Raw genomic sequence first — 23,535 nt, forward strand, 5'->3', positions numbered from 1 at the left:
GTTACCTTTTAATTAGATGGATTTATCAGCGAGTGCCGCTTCGGTCACATCGTCAAAGTCGTTTAAGGGATTAATAACAAGGGCAGGGCGAGGGTCAGATTCCGGTGCGATAACGGGTTTCCCGTCTGCTCGCTCAATAAGTGCTTCCAGTTTTGCCCAGCGACTCGGTTTGTCTTTTTTAAGTAGTTTCTCAGCCTGTGGCGGACTAATAATTTTCTTGTGGTAGATTTGTTCCTGTTTAAGTTTGGCGGCTTTTAACAGCGTTTCGGCTTCACGTTCATCACACCAGGTGCGATTACCCTGTTTGCCGGTAACCAGTTTAAAGCCCGGTACCGATTACCCCGTATGTAATGCCTCAGCGACCCGATTTCGCAGGGCTTTACAAAAACTCTCTATCAAATCGATATGCGGGTAGAGTGTTGCCATTTGCCCAGGGGTTAGTAACGTAATACGTTTCGGCGCATCGCTTAATTGTGGTGCGAGCGGTTGGGTCAAATCGACAAAATCGCCTTTGACTTCATTATGGACAAATTGCGCCTGGGCAAAACACAATCCGCCTTTTGCTTTGCAGAACTGGCATTGCCTGATGCCCGGTGAAAAGGCACTATCCGGTAGCGCATCAAGCCCGTTGCGCTCGGCAAGGGTTACCATCTCCATGGCTTTTTGCGCCCTCAATCTGGCTAAGTCCCCAAAGTCTTTTAAGTCCTCAACCGATAGCGCCCATTCGGACAGATGGTTAAGTCTGGGCTGATGAATAAAAAGACGAACCGTGTTAAAATCATAAATAAGGTCAAACTGATGTAACGCCCCTAGCGCATAGAGCATAAGTTGCGCATTTTGCCTGGCATCGACTTTAACGCCTTTACCGTATTTCAGGTCATGGATTTGTAACTCATCCTCGCTGACAATAATCGCATCGGCGGTACCAAACGAATTCTCTACGTCAATGACGGCTGAAAAGTCAACTCGCTCCTCAACCTGTAAGATTTTCCCGTCCGCAAGCCTCCAGACGGTATCGATATAGGTCTGGACGTGCTCAATCATCTCCTCATCCACTTGTGGCGAGTTGGCTTTTAACAATGGATACGTGCCGATATAGTCTTTCGCATCAAATCCAGATGTTCGTCTACGCCCGTCACTAAACGGGTTTTGGCGCATTGTTAAGATACTTTCCGCTAACGCATGCGCCGCGCTTCCTTCTTCCGCAAACGGCGATGTTTTATCGGGTAAGGTGGCCTCGACTGCGAGACTAGCTGCGCATCTCATCCACCTATGCGCTGAGGAGGGAGAAAGTTTTGCATGTTCAGCCATCGCTACCCTCGGCATTATCATCGGCTAAAACGCGTTGGGCTTTCTCGATAAACTGAACCAGATTGTCATCGGTTACGTCACCCATCTTTTTAGCGTTGAATGAGGCGAGGATATCCAGCGCTTCATTGCGATATCCGCCTTTGACCAGTTGAGTAATGCAGGCCGAAGCCTCACTGCGAAGTGCCTTAAAATCAATCGATTTGACTTCTGCTGGGGTAGGCAATTCACGCAGTAATGACAAGGCAAATTCGCGACGATCGGTAATGCCAAAGAGATTATCCCAGTTAGCCAGTATTTTTAGGCATACGTCGAAGGTTTTGGCTTTAGGAAGAAATGTCACTTTAGGTAACCCGTTTAAGGCGCAATAAAGTGCATCAATTTGCCCGGTAACGCTATCTGCTTTTTCGGACGCAAAAGTCGCTTTGGCTTTAGCAACTTGCGTATTGTCAGGTTTAAGCGCTTTATCCCCAAACAAGACAGACAGGGCGACCACGTGACGCAAATCAAGTGATTCAATATCCACCGGTTCGGGCTTAGGCGCTACTTCAGGCGCTTCAATAATCGGCTCAATTGGTTTAACGGCTTTAGCAGGTTTCGTTTCGGTCTTTGGGGCTTGAACCTTTTTCTCGGCGACAACGGGGGCTGGTTTGTCTTCGGCTTTAGTGTGTGCTTTGACAACAGGCTCAGGTTCAATCGCTTCTTGAGGTTCAAAGGTAACCGATGGCGCAACAGGTTGTGGCTTAACATCCGGTGTGAAGGGTTTCGGCTTTTTCACCCCTGTCGGTTCATTTGGGTCACTGGGGTCATTTTCAGTATGTCCGACCAACTGACTGATTAACATTTTATGGGCTTCGGCCAGTTGATTGTGCGCCATGATCATTTGCGTGTGGTTTTCTGCCAGTCTTGCCAGCAGGGGGCTATTTGCGGTAAGCATTTTGCGTCGACCTCAACGATATACAGTGACAGGGAATTGGTGATTGCTATTACGTTTTAGCGCTTCTAATTTTTGTAAATAGCGTAAACGCCGGACGTTGTTGTTCATCGGAAATCGCTCCGATGACAGGATTTTTGCTTTTTGCATGGTGGTTTTTCCGATGGGATGGGTTAAATAGGGGATGCCTGATTATTTTGCCACTTCAGGCCGCAGTGGTTTCTCTTGTACCCCTACAGAGAGAAATTGGCTAAAATAATTTCACCCTTACAGAGTGAGATATTTTTATGTCAGAAGATAAAAACATTATTACTAAAATAACTGAGGTGTTAACAGACACGACTTCATCTGTTGGTCAGGCTTTTAGTGCTTGCCGGGCTATTCTCAGTATGAAAATCGATTATGAAGTCAAATCAAAAACGATAGATTTATTAAATAAATTAGGTGCGGTATCCCAACAACAAATACTATTTCAAGAACTTTTGATGATGGCAAATAATCGCATCATTGAGCTTGAAAAAGAGGTTAATAACAAAGAGCAATGGTTGATTGAAAAATCTAATTATGAACTTTATCCCTCTAAACCGGGTACGGTAGTCTACCGTAGCAAAATACCTGAAAGTGCTGAGCAAAAACCTCACTATCTTTGTATTCATTGCTATGAGTCTGGCGTGAAATCGATACTTCAATATGCTGTCATTAAACCAGGTGATACTTCTCTTCACGATGCGCTTTTCCATTGTCATAGATGCAATGCCTATTATGATTTCCCTTATGAGTATGTTAGGGATTACAAGTGATCAACTATTTTATTGAGTTGCCTGATATTTCTGGCGCGTCAGGCTCGCCCCCTTTGTGGTTTACGACAACACACAAAACAGGTATATCAATAATGAGTGACTAGCCTGGTTGACGATTGGGAAGCCTGGTTACCGTATACATCATGAATTGGCAAACCCAAAATTCTTATTGTTTTTACCAGGATCTTTACTAGCTCTTTTTTCTAGCTCTTCTGTTTCAAGTGCAATAAAACCGTCTCTGATAGCCGATGCAAGTGCTTTCGCCCTGACATTATCGATAGCGCGATTTGAATCCATTTCTGCCTGTAATGCATACAGTAGCGCTTCGCTGGCTTTCTCTTGAGATTTTTCACTCAATTCTTCAAATTTCATCATTTCTCCTTGTATCTTGAAAACGGTTTAAAATAGTTACGATTAGATTTGGCAAGGTGCATGCAGCCCGATTCCTCCTTGTATCTTGAAAACGGTTTAAAATAGTTACGATTAGATTTGGCAAGGTGCATGCAGCCCGATTCCTCCTAGGGTTTTAAGCCCGTTAATTAGCGACCGGCGCATACACTGAGCCACTCATCTGAAACCCGAACAGTTGTCCGTACTCCATAACGCATTTGCAAGGATGGGTAATCATGAGTCAGCCAAATCCACTTTGTGTGGGTATTGATGTTTTTAAAGCAACGCTGGACATAGCAGCCAGCTGTGATATTGCACAGTTTACGGTCAGTAATGACTCTGACGGTTTTGATGCCATTATCGCCGAATTGAGAAAGCATTCGGTGGTGTTGGTTCTGATGGAGGCAACTGGCGGGCTTGAAGCTACTGTGGCCTGCTCGCTCCAGGCTGAAGGCTTTGACGTCACTGTGATCAATCCCAGACAATCCCGAGACTTTGCCCGCGCTATGGGCTATCTGGCAAAAACTGACCGTATTGATGCCAAAGTGCTTGCACAAATGGCAGAGGTTATTAATCGACATCCGGAGCGAGAGCGCTTTATCCGGACTCTGCCAAATGCAGAACGTCAGGTTCTTGCTGCGATGGTCGTACGCAGACGCCAGTTGATTACAATGTTGGTGGCAGAACGTAATAGGCTGTATACCGCACATCCACAGAATAGAAAAAGCATCAACATCATCATCAAGGCGCTGGAAGATGAACTTGCCAGAATCGATGAGGATATGAACAACCACATAAGGAACCACTTTAAGGATCTGGCCGCTAGGCTGAGCAGCATTAAAGGGGTTGGTACCATGACAGTTGCTGCGTTGTTGGCGGAGCTTCCCGAACTGGGCAGCCTCTCGAGGCGCGCTATTAGCGCGCTTGTAGGCGTTGCCCCCATAAACCGGGACTCGGGTACCATGCGTGGTCGGCGAACCATATTTGGCGGAAGGGACGGAGTCCGAACAGCACTTTATATGGCCGCGCTTGTAGCAACTCGCTTTAATCCGGTGATAAAAGCCTTTTACATGCGTCTGCTTGCAGCGGGAAAAGCCAAAAAAGTGGCGCTGGTCGCCTGTATGCGCAAGCTGCTGACTATCCTGAACGCGATGCTCAGAAAGAACGAAGAATGGAATGAGTCGTACCATCACGTTTCTCCATAATTTTAACGTTCAAGACAGTTGCTAAATACCAATCGGTTTTGGCGGTGTGTGCCGGAGGTATCCGGATTATATCTACAGCCATATTGGTAGTGCCCTGGTGTTGGTTTTTAACTTAATGGCTGTATTTTGGTTATTCACACACCCCAAAACCGACTGTTTGGCGCATCATCTTTCTTGCTCTGACGCTACAGGGAAATATTTATCCAAGAATGTTTGTAGTAAAGCGAGGAGTTTTTCAGCCTTGGCTTCCCATCTACCAATAAAAAAACTCAAATCAGTATTTTGAACTACACCAAGATAAAAAACGATTGGGAGAGCAAGAATTATAAATAAAAACCTAATCGAAATATTGATATATCTGAGCATTTTGTTCACCGTAAAAAGGGCTAAAGCGCGGTGCTTGTTAACGTAATTTATTCATTGCCTGCTTTTAACCACGTCAGGCGAGGTGGTATCCTTATGGTTCGATTAACTTATAAGGAAAAAGTAATGTCCAATAAAAATGAAAAATTTGTATGCTATAAATACGATGCTCGCGCTTTAGCGGTCGAATACCTTAGACGTTGTGATAAAAAATTTACCCCTGAAGAATATCTTATTGAAGTTCTTAAACTAGAAGATGTTTATCAAAAAATTATTGAGGATGCTGGCAGCAAGAAGTCTTTAGCTATTTGGAAGAAGCTAGGCCAGAAAGATTAAAAACCATTCCAACTACTATCGCCTCGGCGGTAGTTTTTGCAGCATTAATAACGTCTTCTTTTTCTGCACCGTTTTTCACTAAATGTGTCACAACGTCTAAAACAGCTTGCTCCACCGTATCCATACAGTGATGAACAATTTCTTTATCAATTTCTTTCCCGTCAATAATCACGGTTTTCCTACTTAACTGTTCGTTATCCATGTTTGACCTCTTAATTTAATGTAATTTAGCGTTTAACTGTCGTCACCCACCATAGGCCACTTCGCAAAATGACCTATAATTAGTGTTTTTTGCGTTTGCATTTCTTTTTCTGTCAGTGTTGCCCTTTCACGACCATTTTTATCAAATGGGGCTAATCTTCTCGCCAACCGGATCGCGTTTGACGGTACATCGCATTTTATGCGCAGGGGTCTATACAGAAAAATCTGTGCGGTTCCGACTTTCTAAATTGTTAAAGAGCGGGTGATAGTTCTATCTGTTAGTATTTTAAATATACTATATAAATAGTATTTGTAAACATATAAAAGTGTATGTTTGTGTATGTGATTGTTATTTATTAAAAAGTTTTTGATTTTTTTACTTATTTGATAGTAATGCAGAAGGGGTTTAAGCTATCTAGAGGAATATTAAGGGAATAATAGTTAGTAGAGAGTTCAAATATGAACTCTCTATTGGTTGCAATGGTTAGCGTTTTCTACGATAAATACGGTGTTCAACCATTACACCGACTATATGCATGTTATGTTCGGATGCTCGCAATATTGGATAATCGGTATTTAAAGGCACTAACTCAAAATCATTGACTCCAACACCTAGTGGTCTAAATTTTTTGAATGTTCCTGCGTTATTACTATTTTTTGCGAAGACAAATTCACCTGGGGTAGGTTTAATTGCTGTGTCTATAACAACCAGATCTCCTTCTTCAAATTCAGGTTTCATACTGTCTCCTTCAATATGTAAAGCAAATGAATTGTCACTAACGCTGTCATTGACCAGAGTATATTCATAATTATTTGTTTCGTCGGTAGTCAAATCTTTCTCCTTGTAACACGCGGCTTGCATGTAGTTGAGTAAAGGAATACTTTTGGAGTTAGATGTGATTTCTGCTAACGGTATTATGTTTTTACCATTTAAGAGCCATTCGGGATTACATTGCAGAGCTTTAGCTAATTCTAAAATATTTCTGGGTTTATGTGTTCTGCCATTCTCTATTGACTCTATCGATTGTTGACTAATACCTATTGAATTCGCTAGCTCTAATTGAGTTAACCCTAAAGCTTTGCGTCTTTGTTTCATTCTTGATGCTATAGTCATAATTTTCCCCAAAGTATAATTTTTTATTTATTTACTATTTATTAATACTAATTTTGTTGTATTTGACAAACACATTTATTGGTGATTGAATACTAATTAAGTAGTTATTAAACACTGTTAATGAGGTATTAACGTGACTTTAGGAAATAGGGTGAAAAATAGACGTAAAGCTTTAGGGTTAACTCAAAGCGTTCTGGCAAAACATGTTGGTTTATCCCAACAAGCTATAAATAAAATAGAAGATGATATTATTTGTCGTCCTCGTTTCATTTTAGAATTAGCTCATGTTCTTGAGTGTGATCCTGAATGGCTGCTTAAAGGTTCAGCTTCAAACACTAAGGCCAAATAACCCATGCAAATCAATTATTCCGTCGGGCGTAGTGTTACTGATCAGCGCCCGAGTCCTGCTGTTGCTGGCTCTTTTGCTGAGTATCAGCAGGCGATAAAAAAATTAACCAAACATATTAATATTAGTCCCTCCGATCCAAAAGCGGTTTTCGACAAAAAGAAAAAAGCGCTTAATTATATCTGGGGTGCGATGAAAAATGTCAAGAAAGGGCGTAATGCGCTTAATGCGGGTAACCGCAGCGTGTTATGGCTTGACATGGATGGTTGTGCCTTAGACGCGTGGGAAATGCTTACAGGCATTCTCGGATTTTATCAATGTTTTGCCTATACCACTGCCAGTCATGAACATCCCGTTGTGCAGGGTGAGCAACGCTGGCGTATTGGTTTTTTGTTATCTCGTGAGGTGACTGCCTCCGAATATGCACAACTAGGACCACGGATTGAGCAGGAGTTGATGGATTGTTTCGAATTGCTCAGTGATCTGGCGATCAAGTGGGATCGCTCTGTCTATGAGCCTTCGCATATGGTTTTTGCTCCTCATGAAGGCGCTAAGTACCAAAGTTTTGAAGGTACCGTGGTTGATGTGGATACGCTTTTAGCCTCCGATAATACGCCTGTTATTGAGCATATCGATGTGCCTAAATCCGATAATGACGATCTAACCCGTCTAGTCGATTTGCAAAATATTAATGATCAGACGTTCGAAGATTTACGTTCCGCACTATGGTATCCGAAAATGATAAACCAGGCGGAGAATTACCCTTCATGGGTGGATATGGGCAATCGCCTCGCCTGGTTTAAAGACACACCCTTTGAGGAGGAAGCTAAAAAGATGTGGCTTGATTGGTCTTCGGCCGCCGATAAAGGAAACTTATCCGCCGCAGAAGCCAAATGGCCTGAACTACGCGCCGAAAGAACAGGCTATCAAGCAATATTCAGTTTAGCGCAAAAAGCAGGATGGGTAAATCCCGGGGCAGCGCGATTGAAAACGGGGGTTGCCAGTGAGATTGAATTACCTGTATCGCAACCGCATTTAGGCGGTTACGGAACCCCTGGAAAATTTATTGTTGAGGGGCTTATTCCTGTGGGTGTGACGGCGATTTATGGCGCTTCTTCTACCTTTAAATCCTATACCGCCTTGTCTATTAGCTTGCGCGTTGCCCTGATGAAACACCGTTGGGCGGGAAGGAACATAAAGGGCGGTTCTGTTCTCTATATTGCCGCAGAAGGTGGAAGCTCGATTTCGCCACGGGTAGGCGCATGGGCAGATAAATATAATAATGGTAACCCTATCAAAAACTTTTACACGTTACCGCGTGCGGTTGATTTAGCAGAGCCAAAGGTGGTTAATGGTGTATTGAAAGAAATTAAGCGTATAAAAGATGTAACCGGAGAGCCGGTACGTATGGTTGTGGTGGATACGTTATCGCAGTCGATGAACTCCGGTGATGAAAATAGTGCTGGGGATATGGCTAAATTTCTGGCGGGCGCAACCAGAGTTGCTTCAGAAATTGAAGCAGCGGTAGTTTTCATCCACCACACAGGGAAAGACAGTAATAAAGGGATGCGTGGCTCTTCTGCGGCTTTTGCAAACGTCGACTCGGTTATTAAGGTAGAGCGAGTGGGTGAGTCCGTTAACCTTATCAATGAGAAACAGCGTACTGGCCCCACCCAACCGACTAAAAGCTATCACGTCCCTACGGTACCACTACCCGATTACGTTATTGAGCAAAACGAAAGCGTTAATAACGACTATACCAGTACAGAAGGAGAGATCTACGAGCCGGTACGTTTAACAACCGAACGTGTGTTTGAAGATGTTCCTTTCGCTGAAATTATCACCACTTTTGATGATGAAAGCAAGCCCACAAAGCGTGATACACATGAAGCTTGGGTTTGGGAGCAATTAGACAGTGCAGGCGGACGTATTGAACGGGCAGTACTACGAGAAAGATGGAAAGATTTAGGTATGGAATCAAATATTCTGCGAACGGTTATCTCAAGAATGAAAAAGTCGCAAGGTGTTTCTGAGTCGTCTGATGGCATTATTTATGATTCGATACTAGCACTCGAACGTGAAAACGACCAAAAAGATGAGCGGAAAAATTTTCACAGTTTGCAAGAAAAACAAAAAAGCCAAAATCAACCAAGAGAAGAGATTATATAAATATGCAATTATTATACATAGATATGCAATTTTTAAGGTTAATTGGAAGTAAGGCGCAACATGAAGCGCAACAAAGCGCAACAAAAAATAATATCATTGATTTTAAAAGGTTTTTTAGCGCAACAAAGCGCAACATGACGGCTAGCGAGAAGGCGCAACACAAAACCCCTCACCCCCTATAGGGGGTGAGGGGTTTTGTTGCGCCCGAGCCGTTGCGGTTTTATTCAGTTCAAATGAATATGCAAAACCTGAAATGCCTGAATTGAAGTTTAAACGCGAGCGGCAAAAACATTCCCGTTCACAACAGGAGCGACAAAGATCATGAGCAGAGACATCGAGAAAATACTACTCCACTGGGGCGGTTGGTGTACGGGTGATCCGTACGCATCGGTGAGCTGGTTGCCGGTGGCATCGGGCTTTAACCGCTTCATGCCGTTTACCGGGGCAAATCGTTTATCATGCAGTGATGCAGATGGGTTAGTGATTGATGTGTGCGTCAGTCGCCTTAACACGGTGGGGATGGCGAGAGAGCTGAATTACATCGAGGATTATTATATCCGTGGGATATCCAAGCGTGCTATCGCGCGAAAGTTTGCGGTACGAGAGGATGAGGTGCGAAAAAGAATGCAAATTGCGGAAGGCTTTATTTTGGGATGCTTAGAAACCCTTGATATTCAATTAGATATCGATGTATTGTACAAATATCATACAAACAGTTATCAAACACTGGTGCGGCCGCAAAAGGTATGCTAAAGTGCCCATGATGAATTTTTGCGTCCAGCCGAAATGTACGCTGATAAATAAAACCTCAATTAAGTATTTTTTGCTCACCTCGCTTTTGCGAGGTTTTCTTTTTTGTGGGGTGGGGATGAACAAACTTCCAAGTGATTATTTCCTTGATGTGGATGATGACCTATTGGCATTTCTTGAAAAACAAGGTGAGGAGTGCGCTAAAGAAATTTACAAGTCGAATACGGTTAATATTGAAAACGCGTATAAATTGCTAAACATTTTGATAGTAGGCATTGGCTCCGCTTTCTTGCTCTTAACGCAAAAGCCAATTTTTGCGTATTTAACGATGGGTTTAGCTACCTTCCTGATGTGTTGGGTGCTCTGTGCAGGGTATCTGGTCTTGTTCTGCTTACGACCAAATATTAGAGGTGCTGTGTTTACTTCGCCAAACAGATTGTATACGCAACCTTACAAAGCCATTTGTGATACCGATTATAAAAATTTAGAAATCAAAGGGTTCAAAGCGCAAAGAAAACCCTTAACGCTCATACGGCGTTACCGGCTAATTGATTTATGTGCTACCGCGGATGAATTGATTGATATTAACATCAAAATTAGAAAACATTTAAATAGAGTGAGGATCGCAACAATCCTCACTCCAATATTATCAATGACAATATCTGCAATTACTTATTACTTTTTTTGATATTTTTCGCTGAATCCCCGACAACCATACGTTTTGTTGTGAAGTCTTTAGCACCTTGTTCTGGCGTGGTTTTTCCGGCGTTAGAAGATTGGGTGTTGTTTTCACTTGGTGATTGTTTTTGGTCAGACATAATTTTCCTTATTTTGACATTGGTTTATTTGACGATTTAACAATATCAAATACGGATATGTGCCGCCAGTCGCTTAACTGGCTTTATTTCGCTTTGGCATTTACGCCACCGCAATACTGACAAATCTAATAATCGAAACGAGTAAGGCGGTTGGCTCCCCTGTTTAATCCAAGCAATGGAACCCTCAACAAGGAGGGTATATGCGCATGCCTGAAAAATACTCAACCCCAACGGCCTATCTCTGGGGCATTATGACGACCATTTTAGGTTTTTTTACCCTTGAGCAGTGGGTGGCTATTGTCGGTATTGTCTGCACGATAGGGACATTTTTAATCAACGTGTACTACCGCAAAAAGGAGTACAAACTCAAGGAGCGTCAGTATGAAAATACCGAAAAAAATAGTGATGGCAACGGGCGGTAGTGCGTTGTTTTTGGCCTCAAGCATAATAACGCATTTTGAAGGGTTGAGACTTAAGCCCTATTTCGATGGGGGTGGTGTGCTTTCCGTCTGTTACGGGCACACAGGCAACGAGATTGAGCCTAACCGGACGTACACGCAAGAAGAGTGTGATAAGTGGCTTAATGACGATTTAAACGCGGTTAAGCGTTACGTTGACCCGTTGATTAAGGTCAGTATCAATACGCTCACTCAGGCAGCCCTTTACTCATTTGCCTACAACGTGGGCGTAGGAAATTTCGCTAAATCGACGTTACTCAAAAAGCTCAACGCTGATGACCGAAAGGGAGCATGTGATGAGATGAAACGATGGGTTTATGTGAAAGGCGAAGTCTGGAAAGGACTAATGACCCGTCGAGAAATAGAGAGCGTAATATGTTATGGCGACCTTACGCATTTGTCGTAGTGATTATTGCAGGATTAATCTTATGGGCATCTTGGTTGTTGACATCCTTAAACGAAGTCAGGGCATTAAATAAAAAACTCACTGTTGACCTCAATAAACAGGTAGCCATCACGACTAATGCTTTTCAGTCAATAAGGGTAATCAATGATATTGCACGAATTAATAGTGAAACCCGTCAGCGTAAAGCGGTTGACTCTGAAGCAACACAAGCAGCAATTAAAACGCATGTCGCCAATTGGGATTGTGCCAATCGCATTATCCCTAATGGTGCTGTTGTCGAGTTGCAGCAGCACACAAATCGAATACGTTCAGATTCCTCACATTCCGATACCCTCTCACCTACTCGCTGACTGCTTGCCGCCAGCGATTGCGGGTATGATGACATGGCGTGATAGCCTGATACTCAATGAGCAGTTACTGACAGTGATTGAACAGTGTAATCTTGACAAACAGGCAATAAAGCGAATTGAAGAGCAGAGAAATGATAGTTGAGAACGATAAGCAGACAGAATATTTACAGCAGTACATCAAAACACAGTGTCAATAAATCAGTAAACGTGTTTTCGATTGAAATTAACCAGAATAAATTATATTAACTTAGTAGGAGGGGTAACCAATGGCGGCATTATCTCCAGAGGTTAAGGCCTTCATCGTGCAGTCGTTAGCCTGTTTCGATAGCCCAACTCAGGTGCTCAAACAGGTGAAACTGGAATTTGGATTAACGCTCACCGTACAACAGGTCTCTTCCTATGACCCCACAAAAGCGATTGGAAAAAGCCTTGGTCAAAAATGGGTTGATCTCTTTCACTTCACGCGAGAGCGATTCAAAAAAGAGATTAGTGATATTCCTATTGCCAATAAAGCGTATCGACTGCGTGTGTTAAACCGTATGGCGATTCGAACAGAGTCGATGGATAATTTTTTACTCACGGCGCAAATGATAGAGCAAGCAGCTAAAGAATGTGGTGACGCGTATACCAATAAACAGAAAATAGAACATTCAGGAACTTCACATAATCAGGTTGAATTAATCACGCATGAGATGACCCCCGAACAGGCGGCAGAAGCCTATAAAAAATTGATGGGGTAAAGGGCTAAAAATCGCTTACTTATTTTTACTAGAAATAATATTTAGATAAATATTATGTATTAATATCAATATACTACGTTAATTAATTTCCTGTTTTTATTTTTTATGTACGCAGTTATGTGCGATATATTTTTTTGACTCGCTTTTTTCTGGACAAATCCCTATGCCATTACCGTTCCCTTTTGACTTTAAAAAGCCGGATTATGTCCAGGTGTTTAAGTGGCGCGCGGAGCGACTACAACGTCTTCGGGAGCAGCCGGAAAGTTTTGAACTATTAACCCGATTTTACAAGGATAATCCCGCGCAGTTTATTATCGACTGGGGCATGACAACAGATCCGCGCAATATTGATTATGGACTACCGGTGACTATTCCTTTTTTGCTGTTCCCGAAACAGGAAGCCTGGATTGACTGGATAATGACCCGCTGGCGTGGGCGTGAAAATGGCATTACCGAAAAAAGCCGCGAAATGGGCTTAAGCTGGACGTCAATTGCGTTAGCCTGTGCGTTATGTCTCTTCAACAAGGAAATGGTGATTGGCTTTGGCTCCCGCAAAGAAGAGTACGTTGACAGCACCGGTGATCCGAAAGCGCTATTTTGGAAAGCGCGCAAGTTTGTGGAATCGTTACCTCAAGAGTTTAGGGGCGGTTGGGAAGCGAAAAAACACGCCCCCTACATGCGGGTCAATTTCCCAAACACAGGTGCCATTATCAAGGGTGAAGCAGGGGACAATATCGGACGGGGTGACCGCACGACACTCTATTTCGTCGATGAGGCTGCCTTTTTATCTCGTCCATTATTGATTGATGCTGCCTTATCGCAAACCACCCGTTGCCGCATTGATTTGAGCTCGGTCAACGGCATGGCCAATCCGTTTGCCCAAAAACGCCATAGTGGCCGTATTCCAGTATTTACTTTTCATTGGCGCAGTGACCCGCGTAAAGACGAAGAATGGTACGAGAAAGAATGCCAGAAAATTGATAATCCGGTCATTGTGGCGCAAGAGCTGGATTTGAACTATCAGGCGTCGGTTGAAGGTGTCTTAATTCCGGCCGAATGGGTACAGGCAGCAATTGATGCCCACACGAAACTTGGCATTAACCCAACCGGTATCCGCCTGGGCGCCTTTGATGTGGCGGATGAGGGCAGAGACAAGAACGCCTTTTCTTGGCGTCACGGCTTTTTACTTGAAGGTATTGAGGAATGGTCGGGAAAAGGCAGTGATATTTTTGGCAGCGTTGAGACCGTTTTTCAGTTAGCCGATAAGTATCAGCTAGAGAGCTTTCGCTTTGATGAAGATGGATTAGGGGCAGGTGTGCGAGGGGACGCTAGAATTATCAATGACCAGCGTAGACAAAAAAGCGCCGTACGTATTGACGCCGTGCCGTTTCGCGGCAGTGGCGGGGTGTTTGACCCAGACAAAGAAGCGATCGCCGGATTTGACGGCCAGAATGCGCGATTAAACAAGGATTTTTTTGCCAATGCCAAAGCGCAAAGTTGGTGGCATTTACGCAAACGCTTCCAAAATGTTTACCGAGCGGTAGTCGAAAAACAACCCTTCAAACCGGATGAACTGATTGCCATTAATGGCGCAATGCGACTCAAAGACAAACTCATCGTTGAATTATCGCAGCCAACCTATTCCATTAACGCGGTGGGAAAAATCGTAATAGATAAACAACCCGATGGGACAAAGTCACCCAATCTAGCCGATTCAGTGATGATCAACTTTGCCCCAATGAACACGGCACTTGAAATCTGGACACTACTGGGTAGAAGCGCATGACAAAAAAGAAAAAATCACACTCTCAAAAAACGGCTGACGGGTATGAGAATTTTACCGCCCGTGTCGGGATGCAAACCCCCAATCAACATGCGGATTCAACTTATCGCCCTGACTGGACAAGTCGAAACCGGTTATTACTCGAATATGCTTATCGCTCATCGTGGATCATTGGTGCGGCGGTCGATACCGTCGCCGACGATATGACACGAAAAGGCGTGCGTATCACCTCACAAATGGAGTCGAGCGACAAAGGGGAAATCGAATCTTTATTTGATGAACTGGAAATCTGGGAGAGTCTCAATAACGCGATCAAGTGGTCACGGCTTTACGGCGGCGCATTAGGGCTTATTATGATAGAAGGGCAAGCGCCTTTTACACCATTACGTATCGAGACGATAGGACAAGGTAAATTCAAAGGTATTTTACCGCTTGACCGTTGGCAGGTTAACCCGGATTTGAATCGTCGTATCAAAACGTTAAGCAAGGACCTAGGTAGACCAGAATTCTACGACATTGTGACCGTTGAGAACGGCATTCCCGCCTGGAAAGTGCATCATAGTCGATTAATCCGTTTTGATGGGGTGACACTCCCTTACCAGCAAGCCATACGAATCGCTGATGAAGCACATGGACATGATACGTCAGTACCAGAGCAACGAAGGGATGACGCTCATGGATACGGACGATGACTTTGAAACGCATAGCTATTCGTTTTCAGGATTAGATAACGTGCTGGCGCGGTTTGCTGAACAGATTAGCGGAGCGACAGGTATTCCCTTAGTCCGGCTGTTTGGTCAATCCCCGTCAGGGTTCAATACTGGCGATGCCGATTTAGCCAATTACTACGACAATATCGCCACGCAACAATCAAGGCGATTAAAGCAACCGTTAAGGAAGCTATTTGAGATAGCGCATCAATCGGCATTAGGTAAACCCTTACCCGATGATTTTAGTTTTGCGTTTAATCCCCTTTGGCAAATGTCAGACATGGATAAGTCTACCGTCGCGGTTAACATGATTAATGCGCTCAATGCCGCGCAGGATGGCGGCATGCTGTCAATGAAAGCGGCCATGTCCTCGCTACGGGATTTGTCCGATGTTATCAGTATTGGCAGTACCATCACCGATGAGGATATCAATCATGCGGAAGACGAACCGCCGCCAAGGCTCAGTGCTGTCCACGCAGCGACGGTCAAAACGGGCGGAAACCCAATATCGAACGAGCCTGAGTAAGGTTGCCCGCGAAATTGGCGCTATTATCAACCAACGCTACGACGGTTCGAATGATTCAGTGCTGGACATTCAGCAAGCATTAGAGGATTACAGCGAACTTATCGAGAGTTGGGCAAGGCGGGTAGCGACAAAATTTGTCGACACGGTATCACAAGATAACGCGAAATTGTGGCAACAAAATAGCCATGAAATGAGCGGGGAACTCAAACAGTTAATTGCTCAAGCACCCGTGGGGCATGTCATGCAGTCTATTGTCCATGAGCAAATCAAGTACATTAAATCGCTGCCAATGGATGCCGCTGATAGAGTCTACGATATCCAAAACAGAGCGATTGAAGCGGTAGTGAACGGCGAAAGACCTGAACATTTTACCACAATGATAGCGCAATCCGGTCAGGTGGCGGCATCGCGGGCAAAGATGCTAGCCCGTACCGAACTAGGCCGAGCAACGCAAGCCTTAACTCAAGCGAGAGCATTGGCAATTGGCTCAACCGGCTATATTTGGCGTACCGCCCATGATGGTGATGTAAGGCCATCACACAAAAAACTGGAAGGTCAATTTATCGATTGGCACAACCCACCTACCCTGGATGGTATGACAGGGCACGCGGGCGCATTACCCAATTGCCGTTGCTACTGTGAAGTCTCTTTTTCTGACAGATAAAACCCATGAAATATTATTTTGAAACCCGTCTTGGTAACACCCGTTACCAGATGGCGGACGGCTCGCTATTGTGTAAAAACGTACCGATTGCCCGAACGGGCACGCAGGTTTATTCCGCCTTGGATTTGCCGAAGGTCAAACCGGATAGCCGCGGACAAATCCTGGTAGAAAGAGAGGAAAGTGACGTCTTTCGTCCCGAAACGCTGGCCTCGTTTGAAGGGATGAGTGTCACACTACTGCATCCCGAAGATGAAGAAGGCAATGTCATTTTTGTTGATATCGACAATTGGCGCGATTTGGCGCAGGGGCATGTACAAAATGTGAGGCGCGGAGAAGGTGAACAGGCGGATTTGATAATCGCGGATTTAATTATCAAAGATGCGCTCGCAATCGAGGAAATTAACAACGGCAACGACGAAGTCTCGTGTGGCTATGATGCGCAATACGAACAGATTGCGCCTGGCATCGCACGTCAGTATGAAATCGTTGGCAATCATGTCGCTCTGGTACCTAAAGGCAGAGCGGGAATACGATGTGCAATTGGAGACAGTATGTCAAACAAAACACAAACCTGGTTCAAACGGCTGCTAAGTGCCCATCGCACGAAAGACGCCGTGGCAATGGAATCAGTCCTAAATAATCCGCCTGAATCCCTCACCGGTGATGAAGGCACCGGCGAGTTACCGAAGGCGATTAATATTACTATCAGCCCTCAAACCCCGATGCCAGCCGAAAAACCCGAAGTCGAGACCCGTGATGAGGGGGTACCGGATTACATTCAGGCTATTTTGACCCGGTTAGATGCTCTTGAGGGTAAAACCGCTGATAGTGGCGATAAACCGGAGGATAAAACAGCCGGTACCGTTGATGACGAGGAAAAAAACGAAAAGGCAGAAACCATTACCGGCGATGCGGCATATAAAGCAGAGTTGATTATGCCAGGGGTAGCCCTTTCAACACCGGTAAAACCCACGGCCTTTAAACGTCAGGTGTTAGCCAATGCAGACCAAACTATTGTGCGCTCTATTGTGGGAGATGCAGAAATTAACCGATTACCTAAGCGCACGGTGGATATGGCGTTTAATGCGGTCGCAGAACTTTCGAAAAACCGCAATACCGCCAATACCCCCACTATCGATTCAATCCGAAAATCCGGCAATACTATCGCCGATTTAAACAAGGCAAATGCCGAATTTTGGGCAACACGAGGGAAATAAAAATGATGAAACCTTATCTTTATCGGATGCCAGTGGGTATCGCCGGTGCTATCTCACGCTATCGGGATTTGACCACTGAACCTGTCTTATTGAAATCTAAAGACGGTTTTCCCGCCTATGGATTAGCCGGGAAATATGACGGCGATTATTTTGTGCCGCTTGCCGAAGGTGATACCGCTGATGTTATCAAAGGCATCTATATTCGCCCTTATCCAACAACGCAAACGCAAGATTTTATTCAACAAGTCGGGAAAGATAAAAATTTCACCGGTGATGCGCTAAAGCGAGGCTATGTGATGGTGAATGTGGGTGTGGATAGCGAACAGGTTAAAAAAGGTGCCAAGGTCTATGTGCGAGTGGCAGGGGCAACGGATAAAAGCCCACTGGGTGCTATTTTAATTGCTGAAGAAAAAACGGGGTCAGGGGCGTCAGAAAACATAAATACCGTGATATTGGCTAATGCGGAATTCACCGGACACGGTGATGCTGACGGCAACGTTGAAATATCGTACAAAATTTAAGGAATAACCCATGTTAACATTTGACCAGCGTACGATTGACTCAACCGGCGCTTTTTTGATTGGTGAGCTTGAGCGTTTAGACCAGACGATTAATCTCCCTTTGGTGCAATATACCTATAGTCGTGATATTCAGTTACGAGAAGATGTTTCAATTGCGGATGATATTTCAAGTTTTACCCGTACCGGATTTGCCGCCGCAGGGACAGGCGCCAATCCAAACGGTAAAAACTGGATAGGGAAGGATTCTACCGCGATCGCCGGCGTGAATATCGATATTCAAAAAGAAGGGTTCCCACTGCAACTTTGGGGGATGGAGCTTGGCTGGACGGTCGTCGAACTTGAAGCCGCAAGACAAATTGGTCGTCCGGTAGATTCGCAAAAATATGACGGTATGCGTCTGAAATGGAATATGGACATTGACGAGCAAGTCTATATTGGTGACACCGCAATGAATGTAAAAGGGTTGCTCAATCTTGATAATATCAAGACCAATAACGCTGCCAAAAAGTGGAGCGAATCAACCGCCGATGAAATTCGCGACAGCATCAATAAAATATTAAGCGATGCGTGGGCAGCATCGGCGTACTCGATGGTTCCCACAGATTTACTTATTCCACCTGAACAATTTGCATTGTTATCCACTATTTTGGTGTCTAGTGCGGGTAACCAGTCCTTACTGACTTACCTGAAAACCAATACCATTGCGTATCATCAAAACGGTATCCCGCTGAATATCCGGGCGGTAAAATGGTTAAAAGGCCGTGGGGTAGGTAATAAAGATAGAATGGTGGCCTATACCAACGAAAAGCAATATGTACGCTTTCCGATGGTGCCACTACAAAGTATTCCCATTCAATACCGCGGATTGTATCAACTGACCACCTATTATGGTCGTCTAGGTGCCGTCGAGCCCGTTTATCGGGAAACGCTAGCTTACTGTGATGGCATTTAAGTCCCTATATGAGGCTTTCTTTTTGGAGTCTATTTATGCGGATTCAAGTACACACACCCTTTACTCTTACCCATGAATCCGGCGAGCGAACCCATTTATGATGTCGGTATTCACGACGTAAGCAAAAGCACGGCAGAACATTGGTTTACCGAGGCGCATAGCATTGTGCTTACTCCCGTTAAAGCGTTAACCAAAGAAAACGGGCATACCAAGAAAAAAGCGAAGGGAAAAAAGGAAACTGAAAATAAAGAGGATATCGATGCGTCAACGGAACAAAAACCTGCCAACGGTACAACAATTTCGCAATGATTTTTCCCCGTTTAACGATGAGGTTAAATTTCCAGATGCGCAAATTCAGTTTCGTTTAAATTTAGCCGACAAATTCCTCAGTGAAAATGTGTCCGGTAGTGATGTTTTTCCTTACTGGGTGGGGTTATTTGTCGCGCATTACCTCACGCTTTATGCCATGGATTCGCGTTATTTACAGGCGGGCGGTGTTGGCGGTTCAAGTTCAGGGGTGGCAACATCCAAGTCGGTTGATAAGGTCAGCGTCAGTTACGATAACAGCATGACGCTAAACCCCAATGCCGGATTTTGGAATAACACCCGTTTTGGTGCGGAGTTTTACCAATGGGTGCTTATGTTTGGGGCTGGAGGCCGGCAATTATGAAAAGTGGCGTCACCTTACGTATTGACAACACGGGTAAATTGTTTGATGCCCTCGTTCAACTTGGTAAAAAAGAGGTACTGGTCGGTATTCCGGCTGAAAAGGGTGAACGCGAGGATATTCCCTTTAGCAATGCAGCGATTGGTTATCTCAACGAGTTTGGCTCACCGGCTAAAAACATTCCGGCAAGGCCACATTTAATACCGGGTATTCGTTCAGTGGAAACTAAAACCACCGCTGAATTGAAATCTGCCGCTAAAGCCATTTTGGATGATCAGCCGGATAAAGCAGAGCAAGCGTTAAATCGAGCAGGTCAGATCGCCGTTCAAGGCGTGCAAGCCGTCATTACTCAAAGCAAATTTGTGCCACTGGCGGACAGTACATTAGCTGCCAGAGCACGACGAGGACGTAAAGGCGCAGCGAAAGAGCTTGAGAATCGAAAAACCGGTTTACCGCCGGATAATACTAACGCGAGACCGCTGATTGACACCGGTATCTATCGTCGTTCAATTACCTATGTTGTGAGAAAGAAAAATGCCAATGCTTGATGTAACCGATGTGCTTTTTGATCCGGATTTTTGCGATACCTCGCTCACTTACACACGACGGGAAATTTTGATTGATGATGAAGGTATTACTTCGACAAAAGAAAGTACGTATCCTATTTCAGGTGTAGTAACGGTGGATAGTTCAATTGAGGCACAAATAAGAACGTCTGGTCAACTGGTCAGTGGTCGAATATTGGTGGTGACCACCACCCGATTAATAGCCGGTGAAACCCATCATATTGGCGATATTGTCACCTATCAGGGGCGCAAATATCTGGTCAAATCCGTCGATCCTTACACCGCTTATGGTGCGGGATTTGTGCAGGCGCATTGTGAACTGATGCCGTTTGACGGAGGCATCGCTCATGAGCAATAACAGCAGTACGGAGGCTGGATGGCTAACGCCCTTTGATGATAATGCCCTGTATAATGAAGGCTTAAATCGTCTGTTAAGTCGTTGGGTTGGTGGCGTATCGGGGTTGCCCGCAAAACAGGTATTACCGCGTTGGCAGTCAAAGCCCGCGCCATTGCCATCCCCTGATACTAACTGGTGTGCCTTCGGTATCATTGATATTACCAGTGAGCCAAATCCCGCTTTGGTAAAACAAAGCGATGAATCGAGCGAACTTTGGCAGTACGAAACCTTAACCTGTATGGCTTCTTTCTACGGAAGAGAAGGTATGGTTTACGCCGCCCGATTTCGGGATGGCATTATGCTCAGTCAAAATAACGCCGAACTGAATAAGTCCAATCTTACCCTCGGTAGCCACAGCCAAATTACCGCGTTTCCTGAGCTTATCAACAATCAGTGGGTGAACCGGTTTGATATAACCGTTCATCTACGTCGCAAAGTGGTGCGTCGCTATCACATAAAATCAGTGACAGATGCCCACGTCACGTTTTTGGGAGACAAATAATGTCAACAGGTTTACCCGTTTCAAGGGTGGTTAAGGTCACGCTTGATATGTCACCGCGTGCCGCAAGTCGCCGTAATTTTGGTTCACTACTCATTTTAGGTGATTCACCCGTTATCGATCCGCTTGAGCGATTACGGGCGTATTCCAATATTGAGGAAGTCGCCAATGATTTTGGTACAACCGCACCCGAGTATCAGGCGGCTTCACTCTATTACCAGCAGTCACCAAAACCCGTCGATTTATACGTGGGACGCTGGGTAAAAGCAGCCTCACCCGCATTATTGCGCGGTGGCATTTTGTCCGAAGAAGAGACAAAAATTAACAATTTTAAGGCGATTACCGATGGCGCGATGAATATCAGTGTAAACGGAAGAACGGTTAAGTTAAGTGCCATTGATTTTTCGCAAGAAACCAATTTAAACGGTGTTGCCGCCCGAATTGGTGAAAAAATGAGCACGTCTACAATAACGTGGAATAATAACGATAGTCGATTTGTGATGACATCGAATACGGCAGGTAAAACAAGCGCAGTGGGTTTTGCTTCCGCACCGGAATCAGGTACCGATTTATCGGCGTTGTTGAAACTAACCCAAGAGAGTGGCGCAACCCCTGTTTTAGGTATGGACGGTGAAACTATCGTTGATGCGGTTTCAACATTGGCGGATTTTTCGAGCGGCTGGTATGGACTGGTGGTAACCGCTGCGCTTTCTACCGATGAAGTGAAAGGTATCGCCAACTTTATTGGCGCGGCCGGAAGTTCCCGCGTTTTTGGGTTTACCACCCAAGATACCGCCGTACTGGATAGTACGAAAGCGGATGATATCGCTTCTGTTTTGAAAAAAGCGAAATATCAACGGGTCTTTACACAATATTCTTCATCAACCCCCTATGCAGCAGCCTCTGCTTTTGGACGGGCGTTTTCAGTGAATTTCAACGGCAATAACACCACGATCACCCTCAAATTCAAACAGGAACCGGGTGTTAAAGCGGAGACGTTGACTACGTCACAGGCGAATACGCTGGCGGCCAAAAACTGCAACGTGTTTGTCAATTACGATAACGACACCGCCATTATACAAGAAGGCGTGATGGCCAATGGTGATTTTTTCGATGAACGCCATGGGCTGGACTGGTTGCAAAACTTTGTGCAAACCAATCTGTATAATCTTTTGTATACCAGCCCCACCAAAGTCCCTCAAACGGAGCAAGGCAGCACGCAGCTTCTGACCAATGTTGAGCAATCGTTAGCGCAGGTGGTCACTAATGGGCTACTGGCACCGGGGGTATGGAACGGTGGCAGTATAGGTCAATTAACAAGCGGGGATACGCTCACCAAAGGATATTACGTTTATATTCAACCGCTGGCAGAGCAGGCGCAATCTGAGCGCGAAAAACGCAAGGCGCCGCCGATTCAGGTTGCCTGTAAGTTAGCGGGTGCCGTGCATTTCGCGGATGTCTTAATCACCATTGTTCGATAAGGAGAGAAAATGGCCGCTTATAGTTTTGCTGATGTTTCCGCCACGCTAACCGGCCCCACGGGGGTGATAGATTTGGGCGCTGGCTCGGCGAACTCGGAAGAAGGAATAGTGGTGACAATGACCGAAGCCAAAAACACCATGACCATTGGTGCTGATGGTGAAGGGATGCATACCCGACATGGCGGAAAATCCGGCACCGTTACGGTCAGTCTGATTAAAGCCTCACCGGTTAACAAAAAACTGATGATCGCCTATAACGCGCAAAGCGTGTCATCTACCCTTTGGGGTAATAACGTGATTGTGATCCGTAATCCGGTATCTGGCGATATGATCACCGCGCGCAGTTGTGCGTTTCAAAAAATACCGGATTTGCAAAATGCAAAAGAGGCGAATGTTTTAGCATGGGTCTTTGACTGCATTAAGATCGACGCCTTATTAGGAGAATTTTAGTGGAAATTGAAATTAACGGTCATGAATATCGAAGTCAAAAACTCAATGTGTTTGACCAGCTTAAGGTGACGCGAAAGTTATTGCCGGTGTTATCCGGTTTAACGGGTGAACTGCAAAAATTACAGCAAGGGGAAATGCCAATGGCAGCGGTGTTACCCATTATGGCAAATTCCATTGCCCAAATGAGCGATGAAGACTGTAACGCGATTTTGCACCCTTGTTTAGCCGTGGTTTCACGCAAAAATGCCAAGGCATGGACGCCGATTTTTCGCCAGGGCGAATTGATGTTTGATGATATTGACTTAAAAACCCTGCTTGAGATTGTGGCGCAGGTGATTGGAGATTCCCTCGGTAATTTTTTTCACGCACCCCAAGGCGACGAGACAGCCAGCCTCCTGTCGCAGGATTAACCCT

Annotated in this window: 34 protein-coding genes and 2 pseudogenes; 27 read left to right on the forward strand and 9 right to left on the reverse strand. The window is 44.9% G+C overall.

The window, feature by feature from the left end:
* Positions 1 to 12: 12 nt before the first annotated feature.
* The 3 genes and pseudogenes from AACL31_RS15630 to AACL31_RS15640 form a co-directional block, all read right to left on the reverse strand.
* Positions 13 to 1,332, reverse strand: a pseudogene (locus AACL31_RS15630) (DUF2800 domain-containing protein).
* Entirely contained in the window at positions 1,304 to 2,245 is a 942-nt protein-coding gene (locus tag AACL31_RS15635) for a hypothetical protein (RefSeq protein ID WP_339053340.1), read from the reverse strand. Before AACL31_RS15635 ends, AACL31_RS15630 begins: the two are co-directional and overlap by 29 nt.
* A gap of 12 nt (positions 2,246 to 2,257) precedes the next feature.
* Positions 2,258 to 2,392, reverse strand: a complete 135-nt coding sequence (locus tag AACL31_RS15640; protein ID WP_339053341.1) for a hypothetical protein — start codon at positions 2,390 to 2,392, stop codon at positions 2,258 to 2,260.
* A gap of 137 nt (positions 2,393 to 2,529) precedes the next feature.
* On the opposite strand from AACL31_RS15640, the gene AACL31_RS15645 reads away from it, so the two are divergent.
* The gene (locus tag AACL31_RS15645; RefSeq protein WP_339053342.1) at positions 2,530 to 3,042 is read left to right on the forward strand and encodes a hypothetical protein; all 513 of its coding nucleotides are present in this window, start codon (positions 2,530 to 2,532) and stop codon (positions 3,040 to 3,042) included.
* A gap of 141 nt (positions 3,043 to 3,183) precedes the next feature.
* Here the strand turns inward: AACL31_RS15645 and AACL31_RS15650 are convergent, their stop codons facing one another.
* Both AACL31_RS15650 and AACL31_RS15655 read right to left on the reverse strand, forming a co-directional pair.
* Positions 3,184 to 3,417 (reverse strand): hypothetical protein, encoded by a 234-nt coding sequence (locus tag AACL31_RS15650; protein WP_310513607.1) that lies wholly within the window; start codon positions 3,415 to 3,417, stop codon positions 3,184 to 3,186.
* Positions 3,414 to 3,545: a hypothetical protein gene (locus AACL31_RS15655; RefSeq protein WP_339053343.1), complete on the reverse strand. Its 132-nt coding sequence runs from the start codon at positions 3,543 to 3,545 to the stop codon at positions 3,414 to 3,416. Before AACL31_RS15655 ends, AACL31_RS15650 begins: the two co-directional genes overlap by 4 nt.
* A gap of 123 nt (positions 3,546 to 3,668) precedes the next feature.
* On the opposite strand from AACL31_RS15655, the gene AACL31_RS15660 reads away from it, so the two are divergent.
* Positions 3,669 to 4,637, forward strand: coding sequence for an IS110 family transposase (locus AACL31_RS15660; protein WP_339053344.1), 969 nt, complete (start codon positions 3,669 to 3,671; stop codon positions 4,635 to 4,637).
* 459 nt (positions 4,638 to 5,096) lie between these two features.
* Complete coding sequence (locus AACL31_RS15665; RefSeq protein ID WP_310513645.1) at positions 5,097 to 5,336, forward strand: hypothetical protein; 240 nt, start codon at positions 5,097 to 5,099, stop codon at positions 5,334 to 5,336.
* Here AACL31_RS15665 and AACL31_RS15670 read toward each other — a convergent pair.
* From AACL31_RS15670 to AACL31_RS15680, 3 genes are all read right to left on the reverse strand, one after another.
* Entirely contained in the window at positions 5,305 to 5,538 is a 234-nt protein-coding gene (locus AACL31_RS15670) for a hypothetical protein (protein WP_310513069.1), read from the reverse strand. The two genes, AACL31_RS15665 and AACL31_RS15670, sit on opposite strands and share 32 nt — an antisense overlap.
* A gap of 32 nt (positions 5,539 to 5,570) precedes the next feature.
* Positions 5,571 to 5,705: a hypothetical protein gene (locus tag AACL31_RS15675; protein WP_339053345.1), complete on the reverse strand. Its 135-nt coding sequence runs from the start codon at positions 5,703 to 5,705 to the stop codon at positions 5,571 to 5,573.
* A gap of 316 nt (positions 5,706 to 6,021) precedes the next feature.
* Positions 6,022 to 6,651 carry a LexA family protein gene (locus AACL31_RS15680; protein ID WP_339053346.1) on the reverse strand — a complete coding sequence of 210 codons (630 nt, stop codon included), beginning with the start codon at positions 6,649 to 6,651 and terminating at the stop codon, positions 6,022 to 6,024.
* A 151-nt stretch (positions 6,652 to 6,802) separates the two neighbouring features.
* Here AACL31_RS15680 and AACL31_RS15685 point away from each other — a divergent pair, with 151 nt between their 5' ends.
* The 4 genes from AACL31_RS15685 (at position 6,803) to AACL31_RS15700 (ending at position 10,604) form a co-directional block, all read left to right on the forward strand.
* On the forward strand, positions 6,803 to 7,000 hold the full coding sequence (locus AACL31_RS15685; RefSeq protein WP_339053347.1) for a helix-turn-helix transcriptional regulator: 198 nt from the start codon (positions 6,803 to 6,805) through the stop codon (positions 6,998 to 7,000).
* A gap of 3 nt (positions 7,001 to 7,003) precedes the next feature.
* Entirely contained in the window at positions 7,004 to 9,166 is a 2,163-nt protein-coding gene (locus AACL31_RS15690; RefSeq protein ID WP_339053348.1) for an AAA family ATPase, read from the forward strand.
* A gap of 321 nt (positions 9,167 to 9,487) precedes the next feature.
* Complete coding sequence (locus tag AACL31_RS15695; RefSeq protein WP_339053349.1) at positions 9,488 to 9,919, forward strand: antiterminator Q family protein; 432 nt, start codon at positions 9,488 to 9,490, stop codon at positions 9,917 to 9,919.
* 115 nt (positions 9,920 to 10,034) lie between these two features.
* Entirely contained in the window at positions 10,035 to 10,604 is a 570-nt protein-coding gene (locus AACL31_RS15700; RefSeq protein WP_339053350.1) for a hypothetical protein, read from the forward strand.
* Here AACL31_RS15700 and AACL31_RS15705 read toward each other — a convergent pair.
* The gene (locus AACL31_RS15705; protein ID WP_339053351.1) at positions 10,585 to 10,734 is read right to left on the reverse strand and encodes a hypothetical protein; all 150 of its coding nucleotides are present in this window, start codon (positions 10,732 to 10,734) and stop codon (positions 10,585 to 10,587) included. The genes AACL31_RS15700 and AACL31_RS15705 overlap by 20 nt on opposite strands.
* 200 nt (positions 10,735 to 10,934) lie before the next feature.
* On the opposite strand from AACL31_RS15705, the gene AACL31_RS15710 reads away from it, so the two are divergent.
* The 20 genes and pseudogenes from AACL31_RS15710 (at position 10,935) to AACL31_RS15795 (ending at position 23,531) form a co-directional block, all read left to right on the forward strand.
* Positions 10,935 to 11,156, forward strand: a complete 222-nt coding sequence (locus tag AACL31_RS15710; RefSeq protein ID WP_339053352.1) for a phage holin family protein — start codon at positions 10,935 to 10,937, stop codon at positions 11,154 to 11,156.
* Positions 11,116 to 11,598, forward strand: coding sequence for a lysozyme (locus AACL31_RS15715; protein WP_339053353.1), 483 nt, complete (start codon positions 11,116 to 11,118; stop codon positions 11,596 to 11,598). The genes AACL31_RS15710 and AACL31_RS15715 overlap by 41 nt, the downstream gene beginning before the upstream one ends.
* The gene (locus AACL31_RS15720) at positions 11,568 to 11,948 is read left to right on the forward strand and encodes a hypothetical protein (protein ID WP_339053354.1); all 381 of its coding nucleotides are present in this window, start codon (positions 11,568 to 11,570) and stop codon (positions 11,946 to 11,948) included. Before AACL31_RS15715 ends, AACL31_RS15720 begins: the two co-directional genes overlap by 31 nt.
* A complete protein-coding gene (lysC, locus tag AACL31_RS21115) occupies positions 11,863 to 12,090 on the forward strand; it encodes an Rz1-like lysis system protein LysC (protein WP_422389257.1) in 228 nt (75 codons plus the stop codon). The genes AACL31_RS15720 and lysC overlap by 86 nt, the downstream gene beginning before the upstream one ends.
* Complete coding sequence (locus AACL31_RS21120) at positions 12,080 to 12,145, forward strand: hypothetical protein (protein ID WP_422389280.1); 66 nt, start codon at positions 12,080 to 12,082, stop codon at positions 12,143 to 12,145. The genes lysC and AACL31_RS21120 overlap by 11 nt, the downstream gene beginning before the upstream one ends.
* Positions 12,146 to 12,214: 69 nt before the next feature.
* On the forward strand, positions 12,215 to 12,688 hold the full coding sequence (locus AACL31_RS15725; RefSeq protein WP_310513533.1) for a DUF2280 domain-containing protein: 474 nt from the start codon (positions 12,215 to 12,217) through the stop codon (positions 12,686 to 12,688).
* 163 nt (positions 12,689 to 12,851) lie between these two features.
* Positions 12,852 to 14,474 (forward strand): TerL protein, encoded by a 1,623-nt coding sequence (locus tag AACL31_RS15730; RefSeq protein ID WP_339053355.1) that lies wholly within the window; start codon positions 12,852 to 12,854, stop codon positions 14,472 to 14,474.
* A pseudogene (locus AACL31_RS15735) lies at positions 14,471 to 15,707 on the forward strand (DUF1073 domain-containing protein). The gene AACL31_RS15730 and the pseudogene AACL31_RS15735 overlap by 4 nt, the downstream one beginning before the upstream one ends.
* On the forward strand, positions 15,616 to 16,371 hold the full coding sequence (locus AACL31_RS15740) for a phage minor head protein (protein WP_310513535.1): 756 nt from the start codon (positions 15,616 to 15,618) through the stop codon (positions 16,369 to 16,371). Before AACL31_RS15735 ends, AACL31_RS15740 begins: the two are co-directional and overlap by 92 nt.
* A 5-nt stretch (positions 16,372 to 16,376) precedes the next feature.
* Positions 16,377 to 17,588, forward strand: coding sequence for a DUF2213 domain-containing protein (locus AACL31_RS15745; protein ID WP_339053356.1), 1,212 nt, complete (start codon positions 16,377 to 16,379; stop codon positions 17,586 to 17,588).
* A gap of 2 nt (positions 17,589 to 17,590) precedes the next feature.
* Positions 17,591 to 18,109 carry a structural cement protein Gp24 gene (locus AACL31_RS15750; protein ID WP_422389258.1) on the forward strand — a complete coding sequence of 173 codons (519 nt, stop codon included), beginning with the start codon at positions 17,591 to 17,593 and terminating at the stop codon, positions 18,107 to 18,109.
* A gap of 10 nt (positions 18,110 to 18,119) precedes the next feature.
* The gene (locus tag AACL31_RS15755) at positions 18,120 to 19,061 is read left to right on the forward strand and encodes a DUF2184 domain-containing protein (protein ID WP_339053357.1); all 942 of its coding nucleotides are present in this window, start codon (positions 18,120 to 18,122) and stop codon (positions 19,059 to 19,061) included.
* 72 nt (positions 19,062 to 19,133) lie between these two features.
* On the forward strand, positions 19,134 to 19,370 hold the full coding sequence (locus AACL31_RS15760) for a hypothetical protein (protein ID WP_339053358.1): 237 nt from the start codon (positions 19,134 to 19,136) through the stop codon (positions 19,368 to 19,370).
* Entirely contained in the window at positions 19,321 to 19,731 is a 411-nt protein-coding gene (locus AACL31_RS15765) for a DUF4054 domain-containing protein (RefSeq protein WP_339053359.1), read from the forward strand. Before AACL31_RS15760 ends, AACL31_RS15765 begins: the two co-directional genes overlap by 50 nt.
* Positions 19,728 to 20,276, forward strand: coding sequence for a hypothetical protein (locus AACL31_RS15770; RefSeq protein ID WP_339053360.1), 549 nt, complete (start codon positions 19,728 to 19,730; stop codon positions 20,274 to 20,276). Before AACL31_RS15765 ends, AACL31_RS15770 begins: the two co-directional genes overlap by 4 nt.
* Positions 20,263 to 20,652: a head-tail adaptor gene (locus AACL31_RS15775; RefSeq protein ID WP_339053361.1), complete on the forward strand. Its 390-nt coding sequence runs from the start codon at positions 20,263 to 20,265 to the stop codon at positions 20,650 to 20,652. The genes AACL31_RS15770 and AACL31_RS15775 overlap by 14 nt, the downstream gene beginning before the upstream one ends.
* Positions 20,642 to 21,193, forward strand: coding sequence for a phage neck terminator protein (locus AACL31_RS15780; protein ID WP_339053362.1), 552 nt, complete (start codon positions 20,642 to 20,644; stop codon positions 21,191 to 21,193). Before AACL31_RS15775 ends, AACL31_RS15780 begins: the two co-directional genes overlap by 11 nt.
* A complete protein-coding gene (locus AACL31_RS15785; protein WP_339053363.1) occupies positions 21,193 to 22,671 on the forward strand; it encodes a DUF3383 domain-containing protein in 1,479 nt (492 codons plus the stop codon). The genes AACL31_RS15780 and AACL31_RS15785 overlap by 1 nt, the downstream gene beginning before the upstream one ends.
* A gap of 9 nt (positions 22,672 to 22,680) precedes the next feature.
* The gene (locus AACL31_RS15790) at positions 22,681 to 23,121 is read left to right on the forward strand and encodes a phage structural protein (RefSeq protein WP_339053364.1); all 441 of its coding nucleotides are present in this window, start codon (positions 22,681 to 22,683) and stop codon (positions 23,119 to 23,121) included.
* Positions 23,121 to 23,531, forward strand: a complete 411-nt coding sequence (locus AACL31_RS15795) for a phage tail assembly chaperone (protein WP_339053115.1) — start codon at positions 23,121 to 23,123, stop codon at positions 23,529 to 23,531. The genes AACL31_RS15790 and AACL31_RS15795 overlap by 1 nt, the downstream gene beginning before the upstream one ends.
* The last annotated feature ends 4 nt before the right edge of the window (positions 23,532 to 23,535 follow it).

Source organism: Arsenophonus endosymbiont of Crataerina pallida (assembly GCF_964020125.1).
Lineage (GTDB): Bacteria > Pseudomonadota > Gammaproteobacteria > Enterobacterales > Enterobacteriaceae > Arsenophonus > Arsenophonus nilaparvatae.

What these genes read in the sequence shown, in the direction of transcription:
- AACL31_RS15760 (WP_339053358.1), top strand. Translation starts at nt 19,134, where the DNA reads ATGAATCCGGCGAGCGAACCCATTTATGATGTCGGTATTCACGACGTA.
- AACL31_RS15670 (WP_310513069.1), bottom strand. Translation starts at nt 5,538, where the DNA reads ATGGATAACGAACAGTTAAGTAGGAAAACCGTGATTATTGACGGGAAA.
- AACL31_RS15715 (WP_339053353.1), top strand. Translation starts at nt 11,116, where the DNA reads ATGAAAATACCGAAAAAAATAGTGATGGCAACGGGCGGTAGTGCGTTG.
- AACL31_RS15765 (WP_339053359.1), top strand. Translation starts at nt 19,321, where the DNA reads ATGCGTCAACGGAACAAAAACCTGCCAACGGTACAACAATTTCGCAAT.
- AACL31_RS15710 (WP_339053352.1), top strand. Translation starts at nt 10,935, where the DNA reads ATGCGCATGCCTGAAAAATACTCAACCCCAACGGCCTATCTCTGGGGC.
- AACL31_RS15655 (WP_339053343.1), bottom strand. Translation starts at nt 3,545, where the DNA reads ATGCACCTTGCCAAATCTAATCGTAACTATTTTAAACCGTTTTCAAGA.
- AACL31_RS15635 (WP_339053340.1), bottom strand. Translation starts at nt 2,245, where the DNA reads ATGCTTACCGCAAATAGCCCCCTGCTGGCAAGACTGGCAGAAAACCAC.
- AACL31_RS15775 (WP_339053361.1), top strand. Translation starts at nt 20,263, where the DNA reads ATGCCAATGCTTGATGTAACCGATGTGCTTTTTGATCCGGATTTTTGC.
- AACL31_RS15680 (WP_339053346.1), bottom strand. Translation starts at nt 6,651, where the DNA reads ATGACTATAGCATCAAGAATGAAACAAAGACGCAAAGCTTTAGGGTTA.
- lysC (WP_422389257.1), top strand. Translation starts at nt 11,863, where the DNA reads ATGGTGCTGTTGTCGAGTTGCAGCAGCACACAAATCGAATACGTTCAG.
- AACL31_RS15640 (WP_339053341.1), bottom strand. Translation starts at nt 2,392, where the DNA reads ATGCAAAAAGCAAAAATCCTGTCATCGGAGCGATTTCCGATGAACAAC.
- AACL31_RS15690 (WP_339053348.1), top strand. Translation starts at nt 7,004, where the DNA reads ATGCAAATCAATTATTCCGTCGGGCGTAGTGTTACTGATCAGCGCCCG.
- AACL31_RS15700 (WP_339053350.1), top strand. Translation starts at nt 10,035, where the DNA reads ATGAACAAACTTCCAAGTGATTATTTCCTTGATGTGGATGATGACCTA.
- AACL31_RS15755 (WP_339053357.1), top strand. Translation starts at nt 18,120, where the DNA reads ATGTTAACATTTGACCAGCGTACGATTGACTCAACCGGCGCTTTTTTG.
- AACL31_RS15745 (WP_339053356.1), top strand. Translation starts at nt 16,377, where the DNA reads ATGAAATATTATTTTGAAACCCGTCTTGGTAACACCCGTTACCAGATG.
- AACL31_RS15770 (WP_339053360.1), top strand. Translation starts at nt 19,728, where the DNA reads ATGAAAAGTGGCGTCACCTTACGTATTGACAACACGGGTAAATTGTTT.
- AACL31_RS15740 (WP_310513535.1), top strand. Translation starts at nt 15,616, where the DNA reads ATGCGGAAGACGAACCGCCGCCAAGGCTCAGTGCTGTCCACGCAGCGA.
- AACL31_RS15750 (WP_422389258.1), top strand. Translation starts at nt 17,591, where the DNA reads ATGATGAAACCTTATCTTTATCGGATGCCAGTGGGTATCGCCGGTGCT.
- AACL31_RS15695 (WP_339053349.1), top strand. Translation starts at nt 9,488, where the DNA reads ATGAGCAGAGACATCGAGAAAATACTACTCCACTGGGGCGGTTGGTGT.
- AACL31_RS15720 (WP_339053354.1), top strand. Translation starts at nt 11,568, where the DNA reads ATGTTATGGCGACCTTACGCATTTGTCGTAGTGATTATTGCAGGATTA.
- AACL31_RS15665 (WP_310513645.1), top strand. Translation starts at nt 5,097, where the DNA reads ATGGTTCGATTAACTTATAAGGAAAAAGTAATGTCCAATAAAAATGAA.
- AACL31_RS15785 (WP_339053363.1), top strand. Translation starts at nt 21,193, where the DNA reads ATGTCAACAGGTTTACCCGTTTCAAGGGTGGTTAAGGTCACGCTTGAT.
- AACL31_RS15705 (WP_339053351.1), bottom strand. Translation starts at nt 10,734, where the DNA reads ATGTCTGACCAAAAACAATCACCAAGTGAAAACAACACCCAATCTTCT.
- AACL31_RS15650 (WP_310513607.1), bottom strand. Translation starts at nt 3,417, where the DNA reads ATGATGAAATTTGAAGAATTGAGTGAAAAATCTCAAGAGAAAGCCAGC.
- AACL31_RS15730 (WP_339053355.1), top strand. Translation starts at nt 12,852, where the DNA reads ATGCCATTACCGTTCCCTTTTGACTTTAAAAAGCCGGATTATGTCCAG.
- AACL31_RS15780 (WP_339053362.1), top strand. Translation starts at nt 20,642, where the DNA reads ATGAGCAATAACAGCAGTACGGAGGCTGGATGGCTAACGCCCTTTGAT.
- AACL31_RS15790 (WP_339053364.1), top strand. Translation starts at nt 22,681, where the DNA reads ATGGCCGCTTATAGTTTTGCTGATGTTTCCGCCACGCTAACCGGCCCC.
- AACL31_RS15645 (WP_339053342.1), top strand. Translation starts at nt 2,530, where the DNA reads ATGTCAGAAGATAAAAACATTATTACTAAAATAACTGAGGTGTTAACA.
- AACL31_RS15660 (WP_339053344.1), top strand. Translation starts at nt 3,669, where the DNA reads ATGAGTCAGCCAAATCCACTTTGTGTGGGTATTGATGTTTTTAAAGCA.
- AACL31_RS15725 (WP_310513533.1), top strand. Translation starts at nt 12,215, where the DNA reads ATGGCGGCATTATCTCCAGAGGTTAAGGCCTTCATCGTGCAGTCGTTA.